Below are 24,465 nucleotides of genomic sequence, written 5' to 3'. Positions count from 1 at the left end.
CCGTGCCGCCTTTGCGGCGGTTCGTTCCGTCCCCGCGCCGGGCGGCCGGCCCGGGGCCCCCGTCCGGCGCGCGCACCGTCCGGCGCGCCCCCGGCGGGCCGTCCGGCCCGCGGCGCGTCCGCCCCCGGCGATCCGGGAGAATGGGGGCCATGACTGCCCAGATTCTCGATGGCAAGGCCACTGCTGCCGCGATCAAGTCCGAACTCGCCGTCCGCGTGGCGGCCCTCAAGGAGCGGGGCGTCGTCCCCGGCCTCGGCACCGTCCTGGTCGGCGACGACCCGGGCAGCCGCTGGTACGTCAACGGCAAGCACAAGGACTGCGCCGAGGTCGGCATCGCCTCGATCCAGCGCGAGCTGCCCGCCACCGCCACCCAGCAGGACGTCGAGGACGTCGTCCGCGAGCTCAACGCCGACCCGGCCTGCACCGGCTACATCGTGCAGCTGCCGCTGCCCAAGGGCCTCGACCAGAACACCGTCCTGGAGCTGATGGACCCGGACAAGGACGCCGACGGCCTCCACCCGACCTCGCTCGGCCGCCTCGCCCTCGGCATCCGGGGCCCGCTGCCCTGCACCCCGCTCGGCATCGTCGAGCTGCTCCGCCGCCACCAGGTCGAGATCGACGGCGCCGAGGTGGTCGTGATCGGCCGCGGCGTGACCGTGGGCCGCTCCATCGGCCTGCTGCTGACCCGCCGCAGCGAGAACGCCACCGTCACCCTCTGCCACACCGGCACCCGGGACCTCGCCTACCACCTGCGCAAGGCCGACGTCGTGATCGCCGCCGCCGGTGTGCCGCACCTGGTCAAGCCGGCCGACGTCAAGCCCGGCGCGGCCGTCCTCGACGTGGGCGTCAGCCGCAGCGAGGGCAAGATCGTCGGCGACGTGCACCCCGGCGTGGCCGAGGTCGCGGGCTGGATCTCCCCGAACCCGGGCGGCGTCGGCCCGATGACCCGCGCCATGCTGCTCAACAACATCGTCGAGGCGGCCGAGCGCCGCGCCGACCACTGAGCCGATGGCAGTCGTACGCGCGCCCCGCACCCGGCGCCGCCCGCTGAGGACCACCGGCACCCTGCCGCCGGAGGGCTCGGCCGCGGCGCTCGGGCGCAGCCACTCGCTGCCGGTGCGGCAGTGGCCGATAACGCTCGTGCTGGCCGTGGCGGGGCTCGGCCTCGCCGTCATCTGGTTCGCCGATTTCAAGATCGGCCTGCTGGTCGTCGGCATCGCGCTGCTGCTGGGCGCGGCCCTGCGCCTCGCCCTGCCCGAGGTCGGCATGCTCGCGGTGCGCAGCCGCTTCACCGACGTCGGCGTGCTGGCGTTCCTCGGCGGCGTGATCGTGCTGCTCACGCTGGTCGCCCAGCCCGATCCGTGGCTGCACCTCACATGGCTGGACGACATCGGGCGGCTGGTCGGCCGGCCCCGGCACTGACCCGGCGCGACCCGGCACGGGCGCGGGGAGGACCTCCCCGCGCCCGCGCCGGAGGGCGGCCCGAGCGCTGTGTGACGCAACAGCCACGCCCGGCGAGGCGGCATACGCTTGCCTTTGCGATAACCTGACGCAGGTCTCTCGACGTCGAGAGATCATCCTCGGCTCCAGTGCGCCGACGACGTGCCTGGGGCACCTGGCGATTTGCTGGAGAAGGTAGAAATGACTCGCACCCCCGTCAACGTCACCGTTACCGGAGCGGCCGGCCAGATCGGCTACGCCCTGCTCTTCCGCATCGCCTCGGGCCACCTGCTCGGCGCCGACGTCCCGGTGAACCTCCGCCTCCTGGAGATCCCGCAGGGCCTCAAGGCAGCCGAGGGCGTCGCGATGGAGCTCGACGACTGCGCCTTCCCGCTGCTGCGCGACATCACCATCACCGACCAGGCCGCCACCGCCTTCGACGGCACCAACGTCGCCCTGCTGGTCGGCGCCCGCCCGCGCACCGCCGGCATGGAGCGCGGCGACCTGCTGCAGGCCAACGGCGGCATCTTCGGCCCCCAGGGCAAGGCCATCAACGACCACGCCGCGGACGACATCAAGGTCCTGGTCGTCGGCAACCCGGCCAACACCAACGCCCTGATCGCCCAGCGCAACGCCCCGGACGTCCCGGCCGAGCGCTTCACCGCGATGACCCGCCTCGACCACAACCGCGCCGTCGCCCAGCTCGCCAAGAAGGCCGGCGTCACCGTCGAGGACGTCAAGAAGGTCACCATCTGGGGCAACCACTCCGCCACCCAGTACCCCGACGTCTTCCACGCCGAGATCGCCGGCAAGTCCGCCTTCGAGGCCACCGGCTCCGACCAGGCCTGGGTGCAGGACTTCTTCATCCCGAAGGTCGCCAAGCGCGGCGCCGAGATCATCGAGGTCCGCGGCGCGTCCTCGGCCGCCTCGGCCGCCAACGCCGCCATCGACCACGTGTACACCTGGGTCAACGGCACCCCGGCCGGCGACTGGACCTCCATGGGCATCGTCTCCGACGGCTCGTACGGCGTGCCGGAGGGCCTGATCTCGTCCTTCCCGGTCACCACCGAGAACGGCACCTTCACGATCGTCCAGGGCCTGGAGCTCTCCGAGTTCGACCGCGCCCGCATCGACGCCTCCGTCAACGAGCTCGCCGAGGAGCGCGACGCGGTGCAGGAGCTCGGCCTCATCTGAGCCGGGGCCCGACGCGGCCAGCACGTGGAGGACGGCCGGGTGCCCAGGGGGCGCCCGGCCGTCCTTCTACACTCCTGCCGTGACCGAAAACATCGAGGACGCCGCGCTCGTCCTCGTCTTCATCATGCTGGGCGGTCTGTTCAACGTCGCCGAGATCTCGCTGATCTCGCTGCGCGAGGGCCAGATCCGCGCCCTGGAGTCGGCCGGCACCCGGCGCGCCGCCCGGGCCGCCCACCTCGCGGCCGACCCCAACCGCTTCCTCGCCGCCGTCCAGGTCGGCGTGACCTGCATGGGCTTCCTGTCCGCCGCGTTCGGCGCCGACACGCTGGCCGGCAAGGTCGCCCCGCTCTTCGTCCGGCTCGGCCTCTCCGAGGGGCTCGCCGACACCGTCGCCCTGGTCGGGCTCACCCTGGTCATCAGCTACGCCTCGCTGGTGCTCGGCGAGCTGACCCCCAAGCGGATCGGCCTCCAGCGGGCCGACTCCATCGCGGTGCTCGCCGCCCCGGTCGTCGACGTCATGTCGGTGGTGCTGCGCCCCGCCATCTGGGTGCTCGGCCTCTCCACCAACCTGATGGTGCGCCTGCTCGGCGGCGACCCGACGGCCGGCCGCGGCTCGATGAGCTCCGAGGAGCTGCGCGGCCTGGTCGCCGCCAACACCGAGCTCGGCAGCGACGAGCGCGCCCTGATCAACGACGTCTTCGCGGCCGGCGAGCGCCAGCTGCGCGAGGTGATGAAGCCGCGCACCGAGGTCACCTTCCTCGACGCCGAGCGGCTGGTCTCCGAGGTCCGCCCGGAGACCGACTCCGCCCCGCACTCCCGCTACCCGGTCGTCGAGGGCTCCTACGACTCCGTCACCGGCTTCGTCCACGTCCGGGACCTCTACGGCGCCCGCGGCGCCAAGGCCGTGCGGGTGCGCGACCTCACCCGGCCGGTCAAGCTGCTGCCCGCCACCAAACGGGTGCTGGAGGCGATGGGCGAGATGCGCCGCGAGGGCCACCACCTCGCGATCGTCGTCGACGAGTACGGCGGCACCGCCGGCATCGTCACTCTGGAGGACCTCGTCGAGGAGGTCATCGGCGAGATCCGCGACGAGTACGACGCCCTCGACACCACCGCCACCCGCCGGCTCGCCGGCGGCGGCATGGAGCTCGACGGCATGCTGAACCTCGCCGACTTCTCCGACGAGACCGGCGTCGCCCTGCCCGAGGGCCCGTACGAGACGGTGGCCGGCTACCTCGTCCGCGAACTGGGCCGGCTGCCCGAGACCGGCGACCAGGTCACCACCGAGGACGGGGTCCGCCTGACCGTCGCCAAGCTCGACGGCCGCCGGATCGAACGGATCCGGGTGAGTGCGGTCACACTGGCGGAACCTCCAGGGGCAGATGTTTCCTGAGCGGTCGGTGAAACTGGAACAATGGCCGACATGGTCAACGCAGCGGTCGCAGGTCCGGTCAAGGACCGTCCCCGGGTGCTCTCCGGCATCCAGCCCACCTCGGGCTCGTTCCACCTCGGCAACTACCTGGGCGCCGTCCAGCAGTGGGTCGCCCTGCAGGACGCCAACGACGCCTTCTACATGGTCGTCGACCTGCACGCGATCACCGTCGAGCAGGACCCGGCCCAGCTCCGCGAGAACACCCGGATCTCCGCGGCCCAGCTGCTCGGCGCCGGCCTCGACCCGGAGCGCTGCACCCTGTTCGTCCAGTCGCACGTGCCCGAGCACGCACAGCTCGGCTGGGTGATGAACTGCCTCACCGGCTTCGGCGAGGCCTCCCGGATGACCCAGTTCAAGGACAAGTCCGCCAAGCAGGGCAGCGACCGCACCACCGTCGGCCTGTTCACCTACCCGATCCTGCAGATCGCCGACATCCTGCTCTACCAGGCCGACCTCGTCCCGGTCGGCGAGGACCAGCGTCAGCACCTGGAGCTCACCCGCGACCTCGCGGACCGCTTCAACTCCCGCTACAGCCCCACCTTCACCGTGCCGAAGCCGCACATCCTGAAGGAGACCGCCAAGATCCTGGACCTCCAGGACCCGACGGCGAAGATGAGCAAGTCGGCCTCCTCCGCCAAGGGCCTGGTCAACCTGCTCGACGACCCCAAGGCCAGCGCCAAGAAGTTCAAGAGCGCCGTCACCGACACCGGCACCGTCGTCTCCTACGACGAGGAGGAGAAGCCGGGCGTCTCCAACCTGCTGCGCATCCACTCCGCGCTCAGCGGGCAGTCGATCGAGCAGCTGGTCGCCCACTTCGAGGGCAAGATGTACGGCGCGCTCAAGACCGAGCTGGCCGAGCTCTTCACCGAGTGGGTCACGCCCTTCCAGGCCCGCACCCGCACCTACCTCGACGACCCGGCCGAGCTCGACCGGGTGCTCGGCCTCGGCGCGGAGAAGGCCCGCGAGGTCGCCTCGGAGACCCTCGCCACGGTCTACGACCGCATCGGCTTCCTGGCGCCCAAGCGCTGATGCCACCCACCGCCGCAGCAGGCGCCGACGGCGGCGGCCCCCCGGAGTTCCGCGGACTCCCGGAGGCCGTCACCATCGGCGTGTCGATATCGGTGCCGGAGCCCTACGGCTCCGCCGTCCAGGACGCCCGCGCGGGCCACGGCGACCCGCTCGCCCGGTCCATACCCACGCACGTCACGCTGCTGCCGCCGACCGAGGTGCCCACCGTGCGGCTGCCGGAGATCGAGGCGCACCTGCGCGCGGTCGCCGCCGCGCACCGGCCGTTCCCGATGCTGCTGCAGGGCAGCGGCACCTTCCGGCCGGTCTCCCCGGTGGTGTTCGTCCGGGTCGAGGGCGGCGCACAGGAGTGCCGCGCACTGGAGGCCGCGGTGCGCTCCGGTCCGCTCGCCCGCGAGCTGGCCTTCCCGTACCACCCGCACGTCACCGTGGCCCACGGGCTGGCCGACGACGTCCTCGACGAGGCCCAGGAGAAGGCCCGCGCCTTCCACGCCGCCTTCACCGTGCCCGGCTTCGGCCTCTCCCGCTTCGGCCCCGACGAGGTCTGGCGGCCCTGGCGCGACTACACCTTCGGGGGGTAGCCGCGCCGGGGCCGCCCGGCCCGGCCGCCTATCATGGCCCGCATGGTCGAGCAGGCGATACCCCAGGTCAGCGTGGTCATTCCGGTCTACAACGCGGTGGACCACCTCGACGAGTGCCTGCAGTCGATCCTCGACCAGACCCTCGGCCGTGACCGCCTGGAGGTCGTCACGGTCGACGACGGCTCCACCGACGGCAGCGGCGAGGCACTGGACCGCTGGGCCGCCGAACACCCGCAGGTCACGGTCGTCCACCAGCCCAACAGCGGCGCCCCGGGGGGCCCGCGCAACCGCGCGATCGCCCTCGCCCGCGGCGAGTACCTCTTCTTCGCCGACCCGGACGACCACCTCGACACCGACGCCCTGCGACGCATGGTCGCCGCCGCCGAACGGGACGGCTCCGACGTCGTCCTCGGCCGGATCCGGGGCGTCGGCCGCAGCGCCGCCCACATCCCCTTCGAGACCGGCGTCACCGTCGGCGACGTGCACACCACCCGCGCGGTGTGGAGCCTCACCGCGCACAAGCTGTTCCGCCGCTCCCTCGTCACCGAGCACGGCCTCCGGTTCGCCGAGGGGGTCCGGCTCGCCGAGGAGCAGGCCTTCGTCGTCCCCGCCTACTTCCTGGCCCGCGCCATCTCGGTGGTCGCCGACCACGACTGCTACTACCTGGTGCAGCGCGACGGCTTCGACCACCTCACCCGCCAGGTCGTCGACCCCGAACCCTTCTACGCCCAGGTCCGCGGCGCCGTGGAGACGGTGCTGGCGCACACCCGGCCCGGGGACGCCCAGGACGCGCTGCTGCTCCGCTGGGTCCAGGAGGAACTGCTCAACCGCTTCCGCGGCGAGTTCCTCGACTGGTCCGAGGACCTCCGCGCGCGGTACGCCCGCGAGTCCGGCGCCGTCCTGACCGACCTCGTCCCCGACTCCGTGCTCACCGCGCTGCCGCCGCTCGACCGGATCCGCGTCCGGCTGCTGCGCGAGGGCCGGCTCGCCGACCTCGAAACCCTCGCCCGCCTCCAGCAGGCCGGCTGCCCCGACCACGCCGCCGTCCACCGGGACGGCCGCGGCTACCGCGTGGAGACCCGCACCGCGTTCACCCTGCCCCCCGGCGCCTTCGGACCGGACGAGCCGCGGCAGAGCCTGCTGCTGCGCCGCACCGGCGGCGGGCCGGAGGTCGAACTCCCGCTGCCCGCGGCGGACGGCGCCCTGTTCACCGCCGGCGTCCGGGTCGACCCGGCGGCCCTGCCCGCGCCCGGCAGCTGGCAGTTCCTGCTGCGCCTGCGGCTCGGGGCCGGCACCTACGACATGCCGCTGCGCCCGGCCGACCTCGGCCCGGCCGGACGGACCAGGCCCGTGCTGGCCGGCGGCCGGCCGCGCGTCACCCGGATCCGCACCGACCGCAAGGGCGAGGCGCTGCTCGACGTCCTGTCGCCGCGCGCGGCGGCCGGCGCCCTGCGCCGCCGCCTGCTCTGACCGGGACACCCGCGGGGCGCCGCTGCGGGCCGCAGCGGCGCGTCCGCGACGGCTACTTCCGCCCGCGGACCTGCCGCGCCGCCGCGAACAGTCCGAGGCAGAGCGGCCCGATGAACAGCGGGGCCACGTTGTAGCGGAACAGCCCGGCGGGCGTGGAGACCATCAGCATCAGCTGCATGCCCAGCAGCACGCCGGCCGTCCCCCACACCGCCCGGTTCCGGCGCCCCATCGCGTAGCAGGCCAGCGCCGCGTACGCCAGGTACGTCCAGGTGGCGCCGCGCCACAGCAGGGTGTCGAAGTGGCGGGCCTTCGAGAGCTCGGTGAACCAGGTGGCGGCCAGGTTCAGGCGCTTCGACAGCGGGTGGCTGCGCAGCGCGGGGAGGTACGGGCTGTCGGCCATCCGGCCGGTGATCTGCACGGCACCGGCCTCGGGACGGGCGGTGCCGGACGAGGCGGCCCAGCCCCACAGGTCACCGGGGCGCTCCAGCGGCGCGATGATGGTGGCGCCGGCGTCCACGCTCCAGTCGGAGAACGGGTCCCACGCGATCGCCCCGCGGCAGAGCCGGGCGTCGACCAGCACGTCCGGCCGCTTCTTGAAGACCTTCATCCACAGGCCGACCAGCTCGTCGTTGTGCTGCTGGGCGGCCTGCCGGTCGAACGGGGCACCGCTGTTGGAGAGCAGGTCGGCGGTGCGGCAGTTGGAGCCGATCTCCCAGGTCGACATCGGCGCGACCTCGGCCAGCAGCCGGCGGTCGGCGCCGCTGAACACCCACGGCACCTCCTTGTAGGCCACCGCGATGTCCGCGTAGTTCATGCCGAACACGGAGTTCGCCGGCGGCTGCGCGACACCGAGCATCCGGTAGCCGCCCAGCTGCGCGGCGCCCGGCAGGACCACCGCGACGAGCGTCAGTGCCGCCAGTGACTTGCGCAGGCCCGGCAGGAACGGCAGCAGCACCAGGCCGGCGAGGAGCGCGACGATCAGCCCGTTGTTGCGGAACAGCCCGAGGCCCAGCAGACCGGCGGAGAACACCAGCAGGTCGAACCGGTAGCCGCCGGGCCGCAGCCAGCGGCCGGGCTCCATCGCGGTGCCGCGCCGCGCGACCAGCCGGGCCGCCGCGGCGAACACCAGCAGCGCGCTGATCGTGAAGGGCACGTCCTTCCAGACGAACACCACGAAGGTCCCGGTCGGCGGCAGCACGGCGGTGGCCAGCGCGGCCGTCGCGCACCAGCGGGCCCGCACACCGAGGTCCCGGACGGCCGCGCAGGCGTAGCCGAGCGCCACCGACATCGCGGTGGTCTGCGCCAGCGTGAGCAGGGCGAACTTGCCCGGCAGGTGCAGCGCCAGCCAGACCATCGCGTCGTACAGCACGGAGTGGTCGGAGGTCCAGTGCCCGGTGGTGACCTGCCAGGTGTACATCACCGAGTCGAAGCTGAGCAGCCCCGGGTAGAAGGCCGCCCAGTAGAACAGCCAGACCACCTGGCAGCCGACCGTCACCAGCAGCGGCATGCGCCACCGTGGCGCGACCCGCCGGGCCGCCCGGTGGAGGCGTCGGCCGGCGGCGGGACCGACGGCGACGGCTGAGGTGTCCAGCACGGTTCTCTCCGTATCGCGGGTGCGGGGTCGGCGCGGAACGGGTGTCCGAGCGGTGCCACCCTATCGGGCGGTTCCCGCCCGGCCGCCGCGGGCAGTAGGCGTCAGCCGGCGAGCATCCGGTCGACCACCCGGGCGCTCGCCTTGCCGTCGTCCAGCACGCAGTGCAGCGCGCGGAACGCCGCGTACCGCTCGGCGTGGTCCGCGGTGGCGGCCGTGACGTCGCGCAGCGCCTCGACCAGCGCCTCCGAGGTCGGGATCAGCGGACCCGGGGCCTCGGTCTCGAAGTCGAAGTAGAAGCCGCGCAGGACGTCGCGGTAGCGCTCCAGGTCGTAGGTGAAGAAGAGGATCGGCCGGCCGGTGATCGCGAAGTCGAACATGATCGACGAGTAGTCGGTGACCAGCACGTCGGCGACGAGCAGCAGCTCCTGGACGTCCGGGTAGTCGCCGACGTCGTACAGGAAGCCGTCGCCGGCGCCGGGCAGCGGCTCCCGGACGTGCGCGTGCGGGCGCACCAGCAGCACGTGGTCCTCGCCGAGCGCGGCCCGGGCCGCCTCGGTGTCCAGCTGCAGGTCGAGCCGGAAGCCCGCGCCGTTGTCCCGCTGCTGGTCCTCGCGCCAGGTCGGCGCGTACAGCACGATCCGGCGGCCCTCGGGGATGCCGAGCCGGGCGCGGACCTCGGCGGCGAGGGCGTCGTCGCCGGTGGCCAGCAGGTCGTTGCGGGGGTAGCCGGACTGCAGGATCTCGCCCTCGTAGCGGAACGCCCGGCCGAGGATCGGGGTCGCGAACGGGCTGGGGGAGACCAGGACGCTCCAGTGCGGCGTCTCGTGGTCCAGCGCCTCCAGGTAGCCGACGTCCGCCAGGTAGGCGTTCTCCACGTCGTGCGCGATCCGCTTCAGCAGCGAGCCGTGCCAGGTCTGCACGACCACCTGGCCGGGCCGGCGCTCGACGAAGTCCGGGAAGTGCGTGTTGCCGACCAGGTAGCGGCTGGTGGCCAGCGCCTCGTACCACTCCGGGCTCTGCACCCGCACCGTCCGCACGCCGGCCGGCACCTGCCCCTGGGCGTCGTTGACCGCCCAGATGTGCTCGACGTCGACGCCGCGGCGGACGAGCTCGCGGTGGACGGCGCCCGGCGAGTCGGCGTACCCGCGGCCGCCGAACACGTCGTAGAAGACGGCCTCGCGCAGCGCGTCCCGGCCGGCCGCCGGGTAGTCCACCGTGCGCAGCCGGTGCTGGGCGAAGGCGCTGCGCTCCTCGGCGGTCAGCACGGAGGAGGAGTCCACGAAGAGGGAGTCGAGGTGGCGGCGCTCCAGCTTCACCGTCTTCGGACCGACGGTGACGGTGGCCGGCAGGGCCTCGAAGGCGCTCGGCGCGACGGTCAGCGGGCGCTCGGCGCCGTCGGCCGTGCGCAGCAGCAGCTCCCACACGCCCATCCGCAGCGGGAGGCGGTCGCCGCCAGCGGTGGTGGTGCCGGCCGGCAGGGTGGCCCGGAAGCGCTCGGCGCTGGTCGCGGTGGCCGGGTGGCGCAGCTCGGCGATGCCGTCCGAGTGCCGCAGCACGAGCTCCAGCGGCCCCTGACCGGTCGTCGGGGTGGAGCCGCCGAGGACGAAGCCGTCCTGCAGCTCGGTGATCTCGTCGACCCGGGCGACGGGCGGGCGGACGGCCAGTTCGAGGCCGTCCCGGCGGTCCCGTGCGACGTGCAGCAGGTCCGCGGTGCCGGCCAGCGGGAACTGGCCGGTGACCGGGCCGCCGCGCTCGTCGACGACCAGCGGCTCGGTGCGGCCGTCGGTGTGCACCAGCTCGGCCTGCCACGCCTCGGTACCGGCCCCGCCGGCGGTCAGCACCGCCAGGGGTATCCGGGCGGTGAAGCCGGCGCCGTCGGCGGTCAGTCCGACGACCGCCCCGGCGTCGCCCTCGCCGCGGTGGAGCCGGAGCGCGGTGCCCTCGACCGGGCCCGTCGCGGCGCCGGCGAGTTCGAGGGCGTCCTCGGTGACGGCGGCCGACCGGACCCGGAAGGGTATGCGCTCGACCCGCAGCCGCAGGTGCTTGGCGCGGAACACCGGGACGACCCGGACGTCGTCCGCGACCCAGTGCGCCGGGGGCGTCTCCGCGGTGCCGCACCAGTGGCCCTGGAACCCGCCCTGGCTGCGCTTCAGACCGGTGAAGACCGTGGCGGACACCCGCCACTCGCCCTCCGTCCACGCGCCGCGGCGGCGGAACCGGGCCGGGTCGATCGCGGCGGTGAATCCCGCCCAGTCGTGGTTGAGCTCCGGCAGGCCGCTGTCCTCGGTGGACTCCGGGAGGTACACCGGCCGGGTGCCCACCCAGCCGAAGGACCTGCTGCCGGTGCGGCGGAGCACCAGCACCGTCCGGGCGCTGCCCCGGGTGGCCGCGGGCCGGTCCTGCGGGTGCGCGAACCCGGTCAGCAGCAGCCTGCCGTCCTCCCAGCGCAGGGAGCGTATGACGGCGCGCGGCTCGGTCGGCGACGCGGCGCCGGCGGGATTCACAGACACGGGGGCGGCCCTTCACGGGGGGAGCCGGTCAGGAGGACATGACCGGCGGACCCGGCCGCCGTGGGGCGGTCCGGGTCCGGGACATCTCACACCGTGACGCCCCCGCCGGTCAACAAGCGCGGCGGGGGCACCGGACGGAGCGGATCAGCCCTCGTGCGCGAGCAGTCCGTCCACGACCCGGGCGCTCGCCCGGCCGTCGTCCAGGTGGCAGTAGGCCTCGCGGAAGGCCGCGTACCGGTCCGCGTACTCCTCGGCGACCTCCGCCGTCCGGCCGAGGGCCTCGACGAGCGCCTCGGAGGTGGACAGCAGCGGGCCGGGCGCGGTCGCCTCGAAGTCGAAGGAGAAGCCGCGCAGGTTGTCCCGGTAGTGCTCCAGGTCGTGGGTGAAGAACAGCATCGGCCGGCCGGTGACCGCGAAGTCGAACATGATCGACGAGTAGTCCGTCACCAGCACGTCCGCCGCCAGCAGCAGCTCCGCGGTGTCCGGGTAGGTGCTGACGTCCCAGACGAAGCCGTCGCCGGCGTCCGGCACCTGGCCGCACATCAGCGGGTGCCGCCGCACCAGCAGCACCTGGTCGTCGCCCAGGGCGGCCCGGGCCGCCGCCAGGTCGATCCGCAGGTCCAGCTGGTAGCCGTCCTGCGGCCGCCGCATGTCCTCGCGGAAGGTCGGCGCGTAGAGCACCACCTTCTTGCCGTCCGGCAGGCCGAGCCGGGCGCGGACCAGCTCGGCGGTCTTCTCCCGGTCGGCGGCGAGCAGCACGTCGCTGCGCGGGTTGCCCGCCTCCAGGACCTCGCCGTGGTAGTCGAAGGCCCGCCGCAGCACCGGCGTGGAGAAGCCGTTGCCCGACACCAGCAGGCTCCAGTGCGGCACCTCGCGGCGCAGGTGCTTGAGGTACTCCGCGTCGGTGAACCAGACCTTCTCGAAGTCGAGGCCGATCCGCTTCAGCGGGGTGCCCTGCCAGGTCTGCAGCACGGTCTGGCCGGGCCGGCGCTCGAAGAAGTCCGGCAGGTGCGACTCGGTGACGACGTACCGCGCGGTGGCCAGCGCCTCGTACCACTCCGCGCTGTCCTGGCGCAGCGCCTCGACGGTGCCGGGCAGCGCCGCCTGCTGGTCGTCCACGCTCCACAGGTGGCGCAGCGGCAGGCCGCGCTGCAGCAGCTCCTCGTGGACCGCGCGCGGCGAGCCGGCGTACCGGTCGCCGTGCGAGGTGAGGTACAGCACGGTGTCGGTGACCGGGCGGGTGCGGGCCGCGGGGTAGTCGTTGATCCGCAGCTGCCGGTGCCGGTAGCCGCTGCGCTCCTCCGGGAGGAGGTCGGAGTGGGCGAGCAGCGTGAGCGAGTCGTAGCCGCGCCGCTCCAGCACGACGCGCTTGCCGCGCGTCTCGGTCTCCACCGGCAGCGCGGGGTGGCAGTGCGGCGCGAGCAGCACGGGCGGCCACACCGCGTCGGCCGGCGCGCCGACCGGCCGCAGGACGACCTCCCAGAGGCCCTGGCGCAGCGGCACCTCGCCGGCGAAGGCCGCGGTCGGCACGGCCGGCAGCGCCGCCCGGAACCGCCCGTCGACGATCTCGACCGGGTAGGTGTGCTCCTCCTCGTGCCAGTCGTGGCGGATCACCAGCTCGTAGGTGTGGGTGCCCGGCAGCGGGAAGGTGCCACTGAGCAGGAACCCGTCCGCGCCGCGCGCGGTGACCTCCTCCACGACCGGCTGCAGCACCTGGTCGCTGAACTGCAGGTACCCGCTGGGGGAGGCCTTGGTGAAGATCGCCCGGGTGTCGTTCTCGACGGGCAGGTCGAGCTGGATCGCCGCGGTGCGCTCGTCGAGCACGACGGGCACCCGCTTGCCGTCGGCGAGCTGCAGCTCGGTGTCCCAGCGGTCCCGCAGGCGCTCGGCGGACGCCGGGTCGAGGGCGGCCCAGGCCTTGCGGACGGCGGTCAGCTCGTCGACCGGGAAGTGCGCGGTGAACGGCACGTCGCGGCCGACGGGGGAGCCCAGCTCCAGCGGGAAGAACAGCTCGCGGTCGGACTCCACGTGCAGCAGCCGCAGCCGGGCGCCGGCCAGGTCCAGGCCCGAGGAGGCCCGGCCGCCGACGGTCACCGTGCCGTGCTCGGCCGTCACCGCGGCGGCGCGCGCCCGCACCATCTCCACCCGCAGGTTGACGTGGTTGTCCCTGAGCCACGGCACGACCCGGACGTCGTCCTCGACCCAGTGCACCGGCGGGTACTCGGCGCGGTCGCTCCAGCCGCCGGAGATCCGGCCCTTGTACACACCGCCCTTGCCGACGCCGGCGATCAGCACCCGCCAGGAGCCCTCGCGCCACTGGCCGCGGTGCTTCAGCCGCTTCGGGTCGATGACGGCGCGGAAGCCCGCCCAGTCACAGCTGTACAGGTCGTGCGGGGAGCTGGCGGTCGCCTCCGGGCTGTACTGCGCCCTGGCCGGCAGGGCCAGCACGCGGCGGCCCTTGGCCTCGCGCAGCACCAGCACCTTGACCATGTCGCTGCGGTGCTCGGCGCCCAGGTGCTCGGGGAAGGCGTGCCCGGTCAGGTGCAGCTTGCCGTCCGTCCAGGCCGCGTCGTACAGCCGGGTGCGCATCACCAGGGCGTTGTCCAGGCGCAGCACGTCCGAGGGGACGCTCTTGCGGCCGCCGCGCAGGAAGGGGTAGTCGGCGTAGGCGCGCAGCAGGCCGCGCGCCGGCGCGGCGCCCTTGGTGTCGCGCTCGAAGCGGATCTGCTCGACCAGCTCGTCGATCCGGCCCTGCAGCGTCAGGTGGTACTTCAGCCGCAGCGGCGCGCGCAGCTTGCGGATCTGCTCCGGCCCGATGGCACGCAGCAGCCGGCCGGCGCACTCCAGGTAGGCGTCCCGGTAGTCGGTGTCGCCGTCCAGGACGGACCCGAAGAACATCGGGATCTCCTCGACGAGGTTGTTCTCGTCGTAGGTGCGCAGGTAGCGCTTGAACTTCGGGTCGGTCTGCTCCAGCAGCCAGGCCCGGACGAGCTCCATCGAGGTGACCCGGTCGATCAGGCCCTTGGGGTTGGTCTTCATCTGCGTGATCGACATCTCGCCGACCTCGCGCTCGCGCCAGTGGTAGATCGGCTCGGAGAGCACGTCCACGCTGGTCGCCAGGTAGTGGTGCGGCACGCTCACCGGGGCGTCCTCGTACAGGATGCCCTCGGGGTAGAGGATGCCGGCGCCGTCGAAGAAGCTGCGGCGGTACACCTTGTTCCACGCGGTGCGGTCGGTGACCAGCGTCGGGACCTCGGTGACGTGCGTCCGCAGCCGGGTCTCCTTGAACGGCTTGCGGTGGCCGCCCGACTGGTAGTAGCCGACGGCGCGGAACCGCTGGACGTTGCCGGTGCAGAAGTCCGAGCCGGTCTCGTCCAGGGTGCCGATCATCAGCTCGTAGGCGCTCGGCGGCAGCGTGTCGTCGCTGTCGACGAAGGCGAGGAACTCGGTGCCGTCGGCGATGTGCCGGTAGCCGGTGTTGCGGGCCGCACCGAGGCCCTTGTTCTCCTGCCGGACGAGCCGGAACCGCGCGTCCTTCGCGGCGTAGGCCTCGGCGATGGCGGCGCTGCCGTCCTTCGACCCGTCGTCGACCATGACGCATTCCAGGTCGGTGAAGGTCTGCGCGGCGATGGAGTCCAGGCACTCCTCGAGGTAGCGCTCGACGTTGTAGATCGGGACGACGACGGAGAGGCGAGGGGCCATCGGGCTTGCGGGCCTTTCATCGGGGGCGTCGGGCCGCGGGCGAATCGGCACAGATGTACGGAGATCCTACCGTCCGGGTGCGTCCCGGCCCCGGAGCGGTCCGGGCCGTCCGGGCGCCGGCGCGGGCGGCGCACGGGCCCGGGCGGCGCGGGTCCGGCCGGTCGGGGGGTGCGCGCCCCCGGCCGCGGCGGCTACTCTGCCGCTGGCCGCGCGCCGGTTCCCGGGCGAGACCCGTCCGGAGATCACGGTCGACTGAGCGCCCCCTTAGAATGAGCTGCAAATGCCCCGCTTCAGCGTGATCGTCCCCGTCTACCAGGTCGAGGAGTACCTGGCCGAGTGTCTCGACTCGGTGCTGTCCCAGTCGTGCGCGGACTTCGAGCTGATCGCCGTCGACGACCGCTCGCCGGACGGCTGCGGGACGATGCTGGACGACGCCGCCGCGCGGGACGCGCGCATCCGGGTGCTCCACCTCGACGAGAACGTCGGCCTCGGCCGCGCCCGCAACGCCGGCCTGGCCGTCGCCGCCGGCGACTACGTGATCTTCCTGGACAGCGACGACACGCTCACCCCCGGCCTGCTGCAGGCGATCGACGAGCGGCTGAAGGCCTGCACCGACCCGGACATCCTGGTCTACGACTACGCGCGCACCTACTGGGACGGCCGCGTCGTCCGCTCCGCCTCGGCCCCGCTGTTCGCCCGCTCCGGCCCCGACGTCTTCGACCTCGACGGCCGCCCGGACCTCCTCGACCTGCTGATGGTGGTCTGGAACAAGGCCTACCGCCGCGACTGGATCGACGCCGAGGGCCTGACCTTCCCCGCCGGGTACTACGAGGACACCCCGTGGACCTTCCCGGCGCTGCTCGCCGCCGGGCGGATGACCGTGCTCGACCGGGTCGGCGTGCACTACCGCCAGCGCAAGCAGGGCGGCAACATACTCGCCACCGTCAGCCGCAAGCACTTCGACATCTTCGACCAGTACGACCTGGTCTTCGCCTTCCTCGACCGGCGGCCCGACCTCGCCCGCTGGCGGCCGGTGGTGTTCGCCCGGATGGTGCACCACCTCAACACCGTGGTCAGCCGCCCCGACCGGGTGCCGCCCGGCGACCGCCGGGAGTTCTTCCGCCGCGCCGCCCGGCACTGCGCCCGGCTCCGCCCGGCCGACTACCGGCCCGCCGCCGGCGCCGAGGGCGTGCGCACCGAGCTGCTCAGCCACGGCCACTACCTGACGTACCAGAGCGTCCGCGCCCTCGCCCGGACGCGGCAGCTCGCCGCCCGGGCGGCCCGGGCCGCCCGCCGGGCCAAGGGCGCCGCCGGCGTCCGCGACACCACCCCGGCGCAGGGCCGCCCGGCGCCGCAGTCCGCACAGACCGCCGCGCGCGCGGACGACACCGCCTCCGACGTGGGCACGCACACCGGCTCCTGACCGCCCGCCCGATCCCGGCCCGGCTGTAGGCCACCCAGGGTCAGGCCGTCCGGCGCGCCGACGCGACCAGCCGCACGCGATCACCGCGCACGGTATACAGGACCGGTCGTCGCTCGTTCAGGTGATCCCGATGGGGTGGACCCGTGGACTTCCTCACCCGTCTCCCGGTCGTCGGTCCGTTCGTGGCCCGGCTGATGCGCAGCCGCGCCTGGCAGGCCTACCAGCTGTTCACCGACACCCAGGGCAACCGGCTCGCGGGGGCGGTCACCTTCTTCGGCTTCCTCGCGCTCTTCCCGCTGCTCACCGTGGCCCTGGCGATCGCCGCGGCGACGCTCTCCCAGCACCGGGTCGACGAGCTCCAGAAGGACATCGCCGACCAGGCCTCCGGCCTCGCCGACGCGATCGACCTGAACTCCCTGGTCGACAACGCGGCCACGGTCGGCGTGATCAGCGGCGTGGTGCTGCTGCTCTCCGGGCTCGGCTGGGTGGAGACCATGCGCGGCTCGGTCCGGGCGATCTGGCGGCTGCCCCAGGACCCGGGCCAGGTGTTCGTCCGCAAGGCCTGGGACTGCGTCGTCCTGCTCGGCCTCGGCGTGGTCTGCCTGCTGTCGCTGGGCGCCTCCGCCGGCGCCACCACGCTCGCCCGCCGGCTCGCCGACGCCGTCGGGCTGGACGGCAGCGCCGGCCGCGCCGTGCTGACCGTGGTCGGCTTCCTCGTCGCCGTCGGCGCCGACCTGCTGCTCTTCGCCTACCTGCTGGCGCCCTTCCCGCGGATCACCGACCAGTCCCGCCGTGCCCTGTTCGGCGGTGCGCTGATCGGGGCCGTCGGCTTCGAGATGCTCAAGGTCGCCCTCTCCTCGTACCTCGGCTCGGTCGCGGGCCGCAGCCTCTACGGCGCCTTCGGCGTTCCGATCGCCCTGCTGCTCTGGATCGACTTCGTCGCGAGGCTGCTGCTGTACTGCGCGGCCTGGACGGCGCTCGCCGACCCGGCCGCCGCCCGGATGCGCGCACGCGAACAGGGCCGCAGGCTGATCGAAGCGTCGGCCGAGAAGTGAGATCACGCCCCTGTCGGGCACACTCGGACGTGACTAGGATCACGACCTACGTCTCATCCGGTTCTCATCCGGTCCTCATCCGGCTGTCGTCAGGCACACCCCCGCCGACGGGAGCCCGTAAACGCGCCACCCCGTCCGCCGCACCCATGGAGCACCCCGTGACCAGCGCAGACACCGCCACCGCGACCCCCGTCCCGCGTACTCCGGACGACGTGCCCGGTTGGTTCTGGAAGGCGGACCAGGAGATCTTCGGCTGGCTCCTCAGCCGCCAGACGGCCGCCGGCACCAACGGCGACCTGCTGGAGCTGGGCGCCTACCTCGGCCGCAGCGCCGTCGTCCTGGGCCGCTACCTGCAGCCCGGCGAGACCTTCACGGTCTGTGACCTGTTCGACTCCGACGCCCCCGACGAGGACAACTCGGCCGAGATGGCCATGTCCTACCGCAAGACCCTCACCCGGCAGGCCTTCGAGTCCAACTACCTCGCCTTCCACGAGGAGCTGCCGGTGATCGTCCAGGCGCCCACCTCGGTACTGGCCGACGGACGCGTCCCGGCCGACTCCTGCCGCTTCGTCCACGTCGACGCCTCGCACCTGTACGAGCACGTGGCCGGTGACGCCCTGGTCGCCCGGGACGTCCTGGCCAAGGACGGCGTGGTCGCCTTCGACGACTACCGGGCACCGCACACCCCGGGCGTCGCCGCGGCGGTCTGGGAGGCCGTCTTCGACCTCGGCCTCAAGCCGGTCTGCCTTACCCCGGAGAAGTTCTACGGCACCTGGGGCGACGCCGAGGCCGTCCAGAAGGAGCTGCTCGCCCGCGACTGGCGCGCCGAGGGCTTCCGGATGGACGACGAGCAGATCGCCGGCCACACCTGCTACCGGCTGGCCTTCGACGGCCCCCAGCCGAACGGCGCCCCGCAGACCCGCCGGGCCCCGGAGCGCTCCACCGCGCGCCGGATCGCCATCGACGTGCTGCCGCCGTTCGCCACCCGGGCCGCCCGCCGGGCACTGCGCTCCGCCCGGGCCCGCAACGCCCGCTGACGTCCGCCGCCGCACCGGCCCGGCCGGTGCGGCGTGCCGGTCAGCGCCGTCGCACGGCCGTCGCGGCCCCTGCCCAGCGGCGCAGCGCCGGCCGCAGCGACAGCCGCCCCGCGCGGTCCCGGCGCAGCCGCAGGGCCGCCGCCAGGGCCGCCACCGCGCACAGGCCGGCCGCCATCGCCCCCGCCGTGCCGCCCGTCCTCCGGGCGTGTTCCGGCTGCCGCCCGTCGGCCGGCGCGGCCACCGGCGGCGCGGCCGGCACCGACCGCGGCGGGCTCGGCGCGGCGGACGGGACGGTGTCCGGCACCGGGTTGGGCCGCGGCTCCGCCGTCGGGGCGGCCCGCACCGCGGAGGTGTCCTCGGCCAGCTCGCCCACCGGGCTCACCCGGTCGGCCGCGGCGAAGCCCCAGTCGAGCAGGGCGGCCGCCTCGTCGTAGACCTTCTGGTAGGTCGTCGTGTGCATCACGGTGACCAGCAGCAGCCGGCCGTCCCGTTCCGCCGCCCCGGTGAAGGTCGACCCCGCGTTGGTGGTGTAGCCGTTCTTCACCCCGATCAGGCCCGGGTACTTGCCCAGCAGCCGGTCGGTGTTGGCGATCCCGAAGCTGCCGCGCTGCCCGGTCGTCCGGTCCACCGCGCCGGGGAACTGCGCGTCCCGGGTCGAGCAGTACGCCCGGAAGTCCGGATTGCGCAGCCCCGCCCGGGCGAACAGCGTCAGGTCGTACGCCGAGGAGACCTGGCCGTCCTGGTCGTAGCCGTCCGGGGTGACCACGTGGGTGTCGTGCGCCTGCAGGGCGTCCGCCCGGGCCTGCATCTGGGCGACCGTCCGGTCGACGCCGCCGTTCATGTGGGCCAGCACGTGCACGGCGTCGTTGCCCGAACTCAGGAAGACCCCGCGCCACAGGTCCTCGACCTTGTAGTCGAGGTCCTCCTTGATCCCGACCAGGCTGCTGCCCGAGCCCAGCCCCGTGAGCTCCTCCGGGGCGACCCGGTGCACCGCCTCGCGGTCCAGCTTCGGCAGCACCGTGTCCGCGAACAGCATCTTCAGCGTGGACGCCGGCGGCAGCTCGGCGTGCGCGTTGTACGAGGCCAGCACCTCCCCGGAGGTGCCGTCCGCGACCAGCCAGGACCGCCCGGTGAGGTTCCCGGGCAGCGCCGGCGCGTCCGAGCCCGGCGCCACCTGCACCCCCGGCCGGGCCAGCCGCTCACCGCCGACCACCTCGGCGGCGGCCCGCGGCCGGGCGGCCGCCGGGGCGGCCGGAGCGAGGACGAACAGGCCGGCGGCGGCTGCGGCGGCACATCGGTGCGCGAAGTGACGGTCGGTCAGCATTTCCGGAACGTACCCGTACGGCCCGGCGCCGCCGCCCCGCCGCCGCCGACTCCCCCCGAACGGATGCGCCCGGCCGGGCTGCGCATACTGGACGGGCAACACCGCCGACGCCCCGAGAAGGACCCCCGATGACGCTCAGCCGCCGCACCTCCTGGTTCCTCGCCGCCTTCGGCGTGTGGTCCCTGATCATCTGGACGACCTTCGTGAAGAACCTCTGGAAGGACTCCGGCGGCCAGGCCTTCGTGAACGGCGACCACGCGCAGCCGACCGCCTTCTTCTGGGTCCACCTCCTGCTCGCCGTCACCTCGCTCGTGCTCGGCGTCGCCGTCGGCGCCGTCGGTGTCCGGGGCCTGCGCGGGCTGCGTGCCCGCACCGCCGACTGACCGTCGAAACCCGTTGCCCGGCGGGGAGTTCCACTGGAATGATCTCCGCCGTGTGCGCACCGTGCGTACACACATCCGTTGTATCGGGGTGGGTCACACAGTGTTCCGTACGGTCTCTCCGCGCCTGCTGGCCTCGGCCGCCGGCGTCGCCCTCGCCACCGGCCTGCTGGCCGCACCGGCGGCCTCCGCAACCACGGACGGCAGGGCCACCGGCCCCGCCGTCGTGCCGAGCCCCGGCTTCCTCGGCACCGGCGTCCGCACCGACGCCTGCGACAGCACCACCGCGCCAGGCTGGATCGCCACCACCGCGCCGGAGCTCACCGCCCGCACCACCGCCGACCGGGCCCGCTTCAAGGTCCTGGACGAGACCGGCAGCAAGGTCTTCGACGCCGAGGGCACCGCGGTCGACGGCACCGCCACCGTGCGGCCCACCGGCCTCGCCGAGGGCCGCACCTACACCTGGTGGGCCAAGGGTGCGGGCGGCGGCGCGCCCACCGCCGAGTGCCACTTCCGCATCGACACCACCGCGCCCGCCCTCACCGTCGACTCGGCCGACTTCCCGAGCTCCGACAGCGGCCGGACCCCGCAGAAGTACGCCGGCCAGACCGGCACCTTCACCGTCGCCGGCAGCGACGCCGCCTCCGGCGTGGCCTGCTACCGGTACGTCCTGAACGGCACCCCGAGCACCGGCGGCGACTGCACCGGCGCCGTGCGGCCCGCCGCGGACGGCAGCGCCACCTTCACCCTCAAGCCGAAGGACCAGGGCACCAACGTCCTCACGGTGCAGGCCTTCGACGAGGCCGGCAACGCCTCCCAGCCGCTCTCCTACACCTTCTACGCGCCGGCGAACCCCAACCCGCCGCAGACCGTCCCCGGCGACGTGAACGCCGACGGCGTCCCCGACATCCTGCTGCCCGACGCCGAGGGCAACCTCCAGGTCGTCAGCGCGGACGCCACCGGCACCGACCCGGCCTCCACCACCGCCGCCGCCTACGGCCCCGCCGGCACCTGGACGGGCACCGTGACCGCGCACCGCGGCTGGGACTCCGGCCACGCGCCCGCCGACGACCTGTTCGTCCACGTCCCCGGCGGCACCGCGCTGTACCTCTACCGCAACCTCGACCAGGGCGCCTTCCAGCGCACCCCCGTCCTGCTCGCCCGGCCCACCGCCTGCGCCGCGGCCGGCTGCGCCGCCGACTGGTCCGCCACCGACCAGCTGGTCGCGCTCGGCGCCCTCGGCGGCGGCCGGCAGAGCTCGCTGGTGACCGTCGAGAACGGCGACCTCTGGCTGTTCCGGGCCGGCGCCGTCGGCTACCGCTACGCCACCGCCGAGCGGCTCTCCACCGGCGGCGCCTGGGCCGGCCACGACGTCGTCGCGCCCGGCCGGGCCGCCGACGGCAGCCTCGTCCTGTGGTCCCGCGAGCGGGCCACCGGCACCCTGCGCTCGTACCCCGTCACGAAGCAGGCCGACGGCACGTACGACCTCTCGGCGCTCGCCGACCCGTCCGCAGGCACCGTCCTCGCCGGCACCCTCCCGGCCGCCGACTACCCGGTGCTCGGCAGCTCCGGCGACGGCAACGGCGACGGCCGCCCCGACCTGTACGCCGTCACCGCCGCCCGCCACCTGCTGACCTTCGACGGCACCACCGCCCCGAAGGACCTCGGCGCCCTGCGCTGAACCCCGCACGGCAGAACGCCCGAGGGCCCGACCGGACGTACCGGTCGGGCCCTCGGGCGTTGCAGCGGGGCGCTCAGAAGCGGCGGGTGACCAGCGCGCGCTTCACCTCGGCGATCGCCTTGGTGACCTCGATGCCGCGCGGGCAGGCCTCCGAGCAGTTGAAGGTGGTGCGGCAGCGCCACACGCCCTCACGGTCGTTCAGGATCTCCAGCCGCTGCTCCGCACCCTCGTCGCGCGAGTCGAAGATGAAGCGGTGCGCGTTGACGATCGCGGCCGGGCCGAAGTACTGGCCGTCGTTCCAGAACACCGGGCAGGACGACGTGCACGCGGCGCACAGGATGCACTTGGTGGTGTCGTCGAACCGCTCGCGGTCCTCCTGCGACTGCAGGCGCTCGCGCGTCGGGTCGTTCCCCTTGGTGATGAGGAACGGCATGACGTCCTTGTACGCCTGGAAGAACGGGTCCATGTCGACGATCAGGTCCTTCAGGACCGCGAGGCCCTTGATGGGCTCGACCGTGATCGGCTTCTCCGGGTTGACGTCCTTGATCAGCGTCTTGCACGCCAGCCGGTTGCGGCCGTTGATGCGCATGGCGTCCGAGCCGCAGATGCCGTGGGCGCACGAGCGGCGGTACGTCAGGGTGCCGTCCTGCTCCCACTTGACCTTGTTGAGGGCGTCCAGGACGCGCTCCTTCGGGTCCATCAGCAGCTGGTAGTCCACCCACACCGCGTCCGGGTGCTCCTCCGGGTTGAACCGGCGGATCCGCAGGGTGACGTTGATCAGCGCGGTCGCGCCCGCCTCGGCCGCGTCCAGAGCGGCCGAGTGCTTCTCCAGGGTCGGAGTGCTCATCAGTACTTACGCTCCATCGGCTGGTAGCGGGTCTGCACGACCGGCTTGTAGTCGAGGCGGACGGAGGTGCTGCCGTCGGCGGCCTCCTCGCGGTACGCCATGGTGTGCTGCATGAACTTCACGTCGTCGCGGGTCGGGAAGTCCTCGCGGTAGTGGCCGCCGCGGGACTCCTCGCGGGCCAGCGCCGACACGACCGTGACCTCGGCCAGGTCGAGCAGGTTGCCCAGCTCGATGGCCTCCAGCAGATCGGTGTTGAAGCGCTCGCCCTTGTCCTGGATGGCGACGTTCTTGTACCGCTCGCGCAGCGCGGCGATGTCGGCGACGGCCTGCTTGAGGGTGTCGCCGGTGCGGTACACGGACGCGTTGGCGTCCATGCTCTCCTGCATCTCCTTGCGGAGCTGCGCCACCGACTCGGTGCCGGTCGACTCGCGCAGCGAGTCGACCAGGTCCTGCACCAGCGCGGCCGGGTTCTCCGGCAGCGGTACGAACTCGTTGTTCGCGGCGAACGCGGCGGCGGCGAGGCCGGCGCGGCGGCCGAACACGTTGATGTCCAGCAGCGAGTTGGTGCCCAGGCGGTTGGCGCCGTGCACCGAGACGCAGGCGACCTCGCCGGCGGCGTACAGGCCGGGGACGACCTCGGTGTTGTTGAGCAGCACCTCGCCCTCGACGTTGGTCGGGATGCCGCCCATGCCGTAGTGCGCGGTGGGCTGGATCGGGATCGGGTCCGTGTAGGGCTCGATGCCGAGGTAGGTGCGCGCGAACTCGGTGATGTCGGGCAGCTTGGCGTCCAGCTGCTCCGGCGGGAGGTGCGTCAGGTCCAGGTAGACGTGGTCGCCGTCCGGACCGCAGCCGCGGCCCTCGCGGATCTCGCTGTAGATCGCGCGGGAGCAGACGTCGCGGGAGGCGAGGTCCTTCATGACGGGCGCATAGCGCTCCATGAAGCGCTCGCCGTCCTTGTTGCGCAGGATGCCGCCCTCGCCGCGGGCGCCCTCGGTGAGCAGGATGCCCATGCGCCAGATGCCCGTCGGGTGGAACTGGAAGAACTCCATGTCCTCCAGCGGCAGGCCCCGGCGGTACGCCACGGCCTGGCCGTCACCGGTCAGGGTGTGCGCGTTCGAGGTGACCTTGAACATCTTGCCGGTGCCGCCGGAGGCGAAGACGACCGCCTTGGCCTGGAAGACGTGGATCTCGCCGGTGGCCAGCTCGTAGGCGACGACGCCGGCCGTGCGGCCCTCGTTGATCAGCAGGTCGAGGACGTAGAACTCGTTGAAGAACTCGACGCCGTGCTTGACGCAGTTCTGGAACAGCGTCTGGAGGATCATGTGACCGGTGCGGTCGGCCGCGTAGCACGAGCGGCGGACGGGCGCCTCGCCGTGGTTGCGGGAGTGGCCGCCGAAGCGGCGCTGGTCGATCCGGCCCTGGTCGGTGCGGGAGAAGGGGAGACCCATCTTCTCCAGGTCGATGACCGCGTCGATGGCCTCCTTGCACATGATCTCGGCGGCGTCCTGGTCGACCAGGTAGTCACCGCCCTTGACCGTGTCGAAGGTGTGCCACTCCCAGTTGTCCTCCTCGACGTTGGCGAGGGCGGCGCACATGCCGCCCTGGGCCGCGCCGGTGTGGGACCGGGTGGGGTAGAGCTTGGTCAGCACCGCGGTGCGGCTGTGCTGCGTCGACTCGATGGCCGCGCGCATGCCCGCGCCGCCGGCGCCGACGATGACCGTGTCGTACTGGTGAATCTGCATGGGGGTAAGCGCCTCTGGCTCTGCCGA

At 73.4% G+C, this 24,465-nt stretch carries 18 protein-coding genes; 12 read left to right on the top strand and 6 right to left on the bottom strand.

Annotation, left to right across the window (positions count from 1 at the left end):
• Positions 1–149 precede the first annotated feature (149 nt).
• From IE98_RS0102490 to IE98_RS0102460, 7 genes are all read left to right on the top strand, one after another.
• On the top strand, positions 150–1,004 hold the full coding sequence (locus IE98_RS0102490; protein WP_030263267.1) for a bifunctional methylenetetrahydrofolate dehydrogenase/methenyltetrahydrofolate cyclohydrolase: 855 nt from the start codon (positions 150–152) through the stop codon (positions 1,002–1,004).
• Positions 1,005–1,008: 4 nt separating this feature from the next.
• Positions 1,009–1,422 carry a DUF3017 domain-containing protein gene (locus tag IE98_RS0102485; protein ID WP_043173291.1) on the top strand — a complete coding sequence of 138 codons (414 nt, stop codon included), beginning with the start codon at positions 1,009–1,011 and terminating at the stop codon, positions 1,420–1,422.
• A gap of 219 nt (positions 1,423–1,641) precedes the next feature.
• Positions 1,642–2,634: a malate dehydrogenase gene (locus IE98_RS0102480; RefSeq protein WP_030263262.1), complete on the top strand. Its 993-nt coding sequence runs from the start codon at positions 1,642–1,644 to the stop codon at positions 2,632–2,634.
• 79 nt (positions 2,635–2,713) lie between these two features.
• On the top strand, positions 2,714–4,027 hold the full coding sequence (locus tag IE98_RS0102475; protein WP_030263255.1) for a hemolysin family protein: 1,314 nt from the start codon (positions 2,714–2,716) through the stop codon (positions 4,025–4,027).
• 30 nt (positions 4,028–4,057) lie between these two features.
• Positions 4,058–5,095: a tryptophan--tRNA ligase gene (gene trpS / locus IE98_RS0102470; RefSeq protein ID WP_030263252.1), complete on the top strand. Its 1,038-nt coding sequence runs from the start codon at positions 4,058–4,060 to the stop codon at positions 5,093–5,095.
• Entirely contained in the window at positions 5,095–5,673 is a 579-nt protein-coding gene (locus IE98_RS0102465) for a 2'-5' RNA ligase family protein (RefSeq protein WP_078660727.1), read from the top strand. Before trpS ends, IE98_RS0102465 begins: the two co-directional genes overlap by 1 nt.
• A 42-nt stretch (positions 5,674–5,715) precedes the next feature.
• Positions 5,716–7,143, top strand: a complete 1,428-nt coding sequence (locus IE98_RS0102460) for a glycosyltransferase family 2 protein (RefSeq protein WP_106976493.1) — start codon at positions 5,716–5,718, stop codon at positions 7,141–7,143.
• Between the two features lie 52 nt (positions 7,144–7,195).
• Here the strand turns inward: IE98_RS0102460 and IE98_RS0102455 are convergent, their stop codons facing one another.
• The 3 genes from IE98_RS0102455 to IE98_RS0102445 all read right to left on the bottom strand — a co-directional run bounded on the left by IE98_RS0102455 (position 7,196) and on the right by IE98_RS0102445 (position 14,949).
• Entirely contained in the window at positions 7,196–8,737 is a 1,542-nt protein-coding gene (locus IE98_RS0102455) for a hypothetical protein (protein WP_030263245.1), read from the bottom strand.
• 101 nt (positions 8,738–8,838) lie between these two features.
• On the bottom strand, positions 8,839–11,247 hold the full coding sequence (locus tag IE98_RS0102450) for a CDP-glycerol glycerophosphotransferase family protein (protein WP_159400811.1): 2,409 nt from the start codon (positions 11,245–11,247) through the stop codon (positions 8,839–8,841).
• A 144-nt stretch (positions 11,248–11,391) separates the two neighbouring features.
• Positions 11,392–14,949, bottom strand: coding sequence for a bifunctional glycosyltransferase/CDP-glycerol:glycerophosphate glycerophosphotransferase (locus IE98_RS0102445; RefSeq protein ID WP_030263240.1), 3,558 nt, complete (start codon positions 14,947–14,949; stop codon positions 11,392–11,394).
• Positions 14,950–15,229: 280 nt separating this feature from the next.
• Between IE98_RS0102445 and IE98_RS0102440 the strand changes: the two genes are divergently transcribed.
• The 3 genes from IE98_RS0102440 to IE98_RS0102430 all read left to right on the top strand — a co-directional run bounded on the left by IE98_RS0102440 (position 15,230) and on the right by IE98_RS0102430 (position 18,464).
• Entirely contained in the window at positions 15,230–16,372 is a 1,143-nt protein-coding gene (locus tag IE98_RS0102440) for a glycosyltransferase family 2 protein (RefSeq protein ID WP_052390039.1), read from the top strand.
• A gap of 143 nt (positions 16,373–16,515) precedes the next feature.
• The gene (locus IE98_RS0102435; protein ID WP_030263236.1) at positions 16,516–17,427 is read left to right on the top strand and encodes a YihY/virulence factor BrkB family protein; all 912 of its coding nucleotides are present in this window, start codon (positions 16,516–16,518) and stop codon (positions 17,425–17,427) included.
• Between the two features lie 146 nt (positions 17,428–17,573).
• The gene (locus IE98_RS0102430) at positions 17,574–18,464 is read left to right on the top strand and encodes a class I SAM-dependent methyltransferase (protein ID WP_030263234.1); all 891 of its coding nucleotides are present in this window, start codon (positions 17,574–17,576) and stop codon (positions 18,462–18,464) included.
• Positions 18,465–18,504: 40 nt separating this feature from the next.
• Here the strand turns inward: IE98_RS0102430 and IE98_RS0102425 are convergent, their stop codons facing one another.
• Positions 18,505–19,788, bottom strand: a complete 1,284-nt coding sequence (locus IE98_RS0102425) for a D-alanyl-D-alanine carboxypeptidase family protein (protein ID WP_078660726.1) — start codon at positions 19,786–19,788, stop codon at positions 18,505–18,507.
• 128 nt (positions 19,789–19,916) lie between these two features.
• Here IE98_RS0102425 and IE98_RS0102420 point away from each other — a divergent pair, with 128 nt between their 5' ends.
• Complete coding sequence (locus tag IE98_RS0102420; protein WP_030263229.1) at positions 19,917–20,171, top strand: SCO4848 family membrane protein; 255 nt, start codon at positions 19,917–19,919, stop codon at positions 20,169–20,171.
• Positions 20,172–20,271: 100 nt separating this feature from the next.
• Positions 20,272–21,849, top strand: coding sequence for a hypothetical protein (locus IE98_RS0102415; RefSeq protein WP_030263226.1), 1,578 nt, complete (start codon positions 20,272–20,274; stop codon positions 21,847–21,849).
• A 73-nt stretch (positions 21,850–21,922) separates the two neighbouring features.
• Here IE98_RS0102415 and IE98_RS0102410 read toward each other — a convergent pair whose 3' ends face one another.
• Positions 21,923–22,696 carry a succinate dehydrogenase iron-sulfur subunit gene (locus IE98_RS0102410; protein WP_030263223.1) on the bottom strand — a complete coding sequence of 258 codons (774 nt, stop codon included), beginning with the start codon at positions 22,694–22,696 and terminating at the stop codon, positions 21,923–21,925.
• Complete coding sequence (gene sdhA, locus IE98_RS0102405) at positions 22,696–24,438, bottom strand: succinate dehydrogenase flavoprotein subunit (RefSeq protein WP_030263220.1); 1,743 nt, start codon at positions 24,436–24,438, stop codon at positions 22,696–22,698. The genes IE98_RS0102410 and sdhA overlap by 1 nt, the downstream gene beginning before the upstream one ends.
• Positions 24,439–24,465: the final 27 nt, after the last annotated feature.

The organism is Streptomyces sp. NRRL B-24484 (genome assembly GCF_000717715.1).
In the GTDB taxonomy this organism is placed as follows: Bacteria; Actinomycetota; Actinomycetes; order Streptomycetales; family Streptomycetaceae; genus Kitasatospora.
Note: the sequence above shows the minus strand (reverse complement) of the source record. Positions and strands in the feature narration are given on the sequence as shown.

Coding starts and splice junctions, on each gene's coding strand:
- IE98_RS0102485 (WP_043173291.1), top strand. CDS start 1,009: ATGGCAGTCGTACGCGCGCCCCGCACCCGGCGCCGCCCGCTGAGGACC.
- IE98_RS0102445 (WP_030263240.1), bottom strand. CDS start 14,949: ATGGCCCCTCGCCTCTCCGTCGTCGTCCCGATCTACAACGTCGAGCGC.
- IE98_RS0102430 (WP_030263234.1), top strand. CDS start 17,574: ATGGAGCACCCCGTGACCAGCGCAGACACCGCCACCGCGACCCCCGTC.
- IE98_RS0102420 (WP_030263229.1), top strand. CDS start 19,917: ATGACGCTCAGCCGCCGCACCTCCTGGTTCCTCGCCGCCTTCGGCGTG.
- trpS (WP_030263252.1), top strand. CDS start 4,058: ATGGTCAACGCAGCGGTCGCAGGTCCGGTCAAGGACCGTCCCCGGGTG.
- sdhA (WP_030263220.1), bottom strand. CDS start 24,438: ATGCAGATTCACCAGTACGACACGGTCATCGTCGGCGCCGGCGGCGCG.
- IE98_RS0102410 (WP_030263223.1), bottom strand. CDS start 22,696: ATGAGCACTCCGACCCTGGAGAAGCACTCGGCCGCTCTGGACGCGGCC.
- IE98_RS0102490 (WP_030263267.1), top strand. CDS start 150: ATGACTGCCCAGATTCTCGATGGCAAGGCCACTGCTGCCGCGATCAAG.
- IE98_RS0102440 (WP_052390039.1), top strand. CDS start 15,230: ATGCCCCGCTTCAGCGTGATCGTCCCCGTCTACCAGGTCGAGGAGTAC.
- IE98_RS0102425 (WP_078660726.1), bottom strand. CDS start 19,788: ATGCTGACCGACCGTCACTTCGCGCACCGATGTGCCGCCGCAGCCGCC.
- IE98_RS0102465 (WP_078660727.1), top strand. CDS start 5,095: ATGCCACCCACCGCCGCAGCAGGCGCCGACGGCGGCGGCCCCCCGGAG.
- IE98_RS0102480 (WP_030263262.1), top strand. CDS start 1,642: ATGACTCGCACCCCCGTCAACGTCACCGTTACCGGAGCGGCCGGCCAG.
- IE98_RS0102460 (WP_106976493.1), top strand. CDS start 5,716: ATGGTCGAGCAGGCGATACCCCAGGTCAGCGTGGTCATTCCGGTCTAC.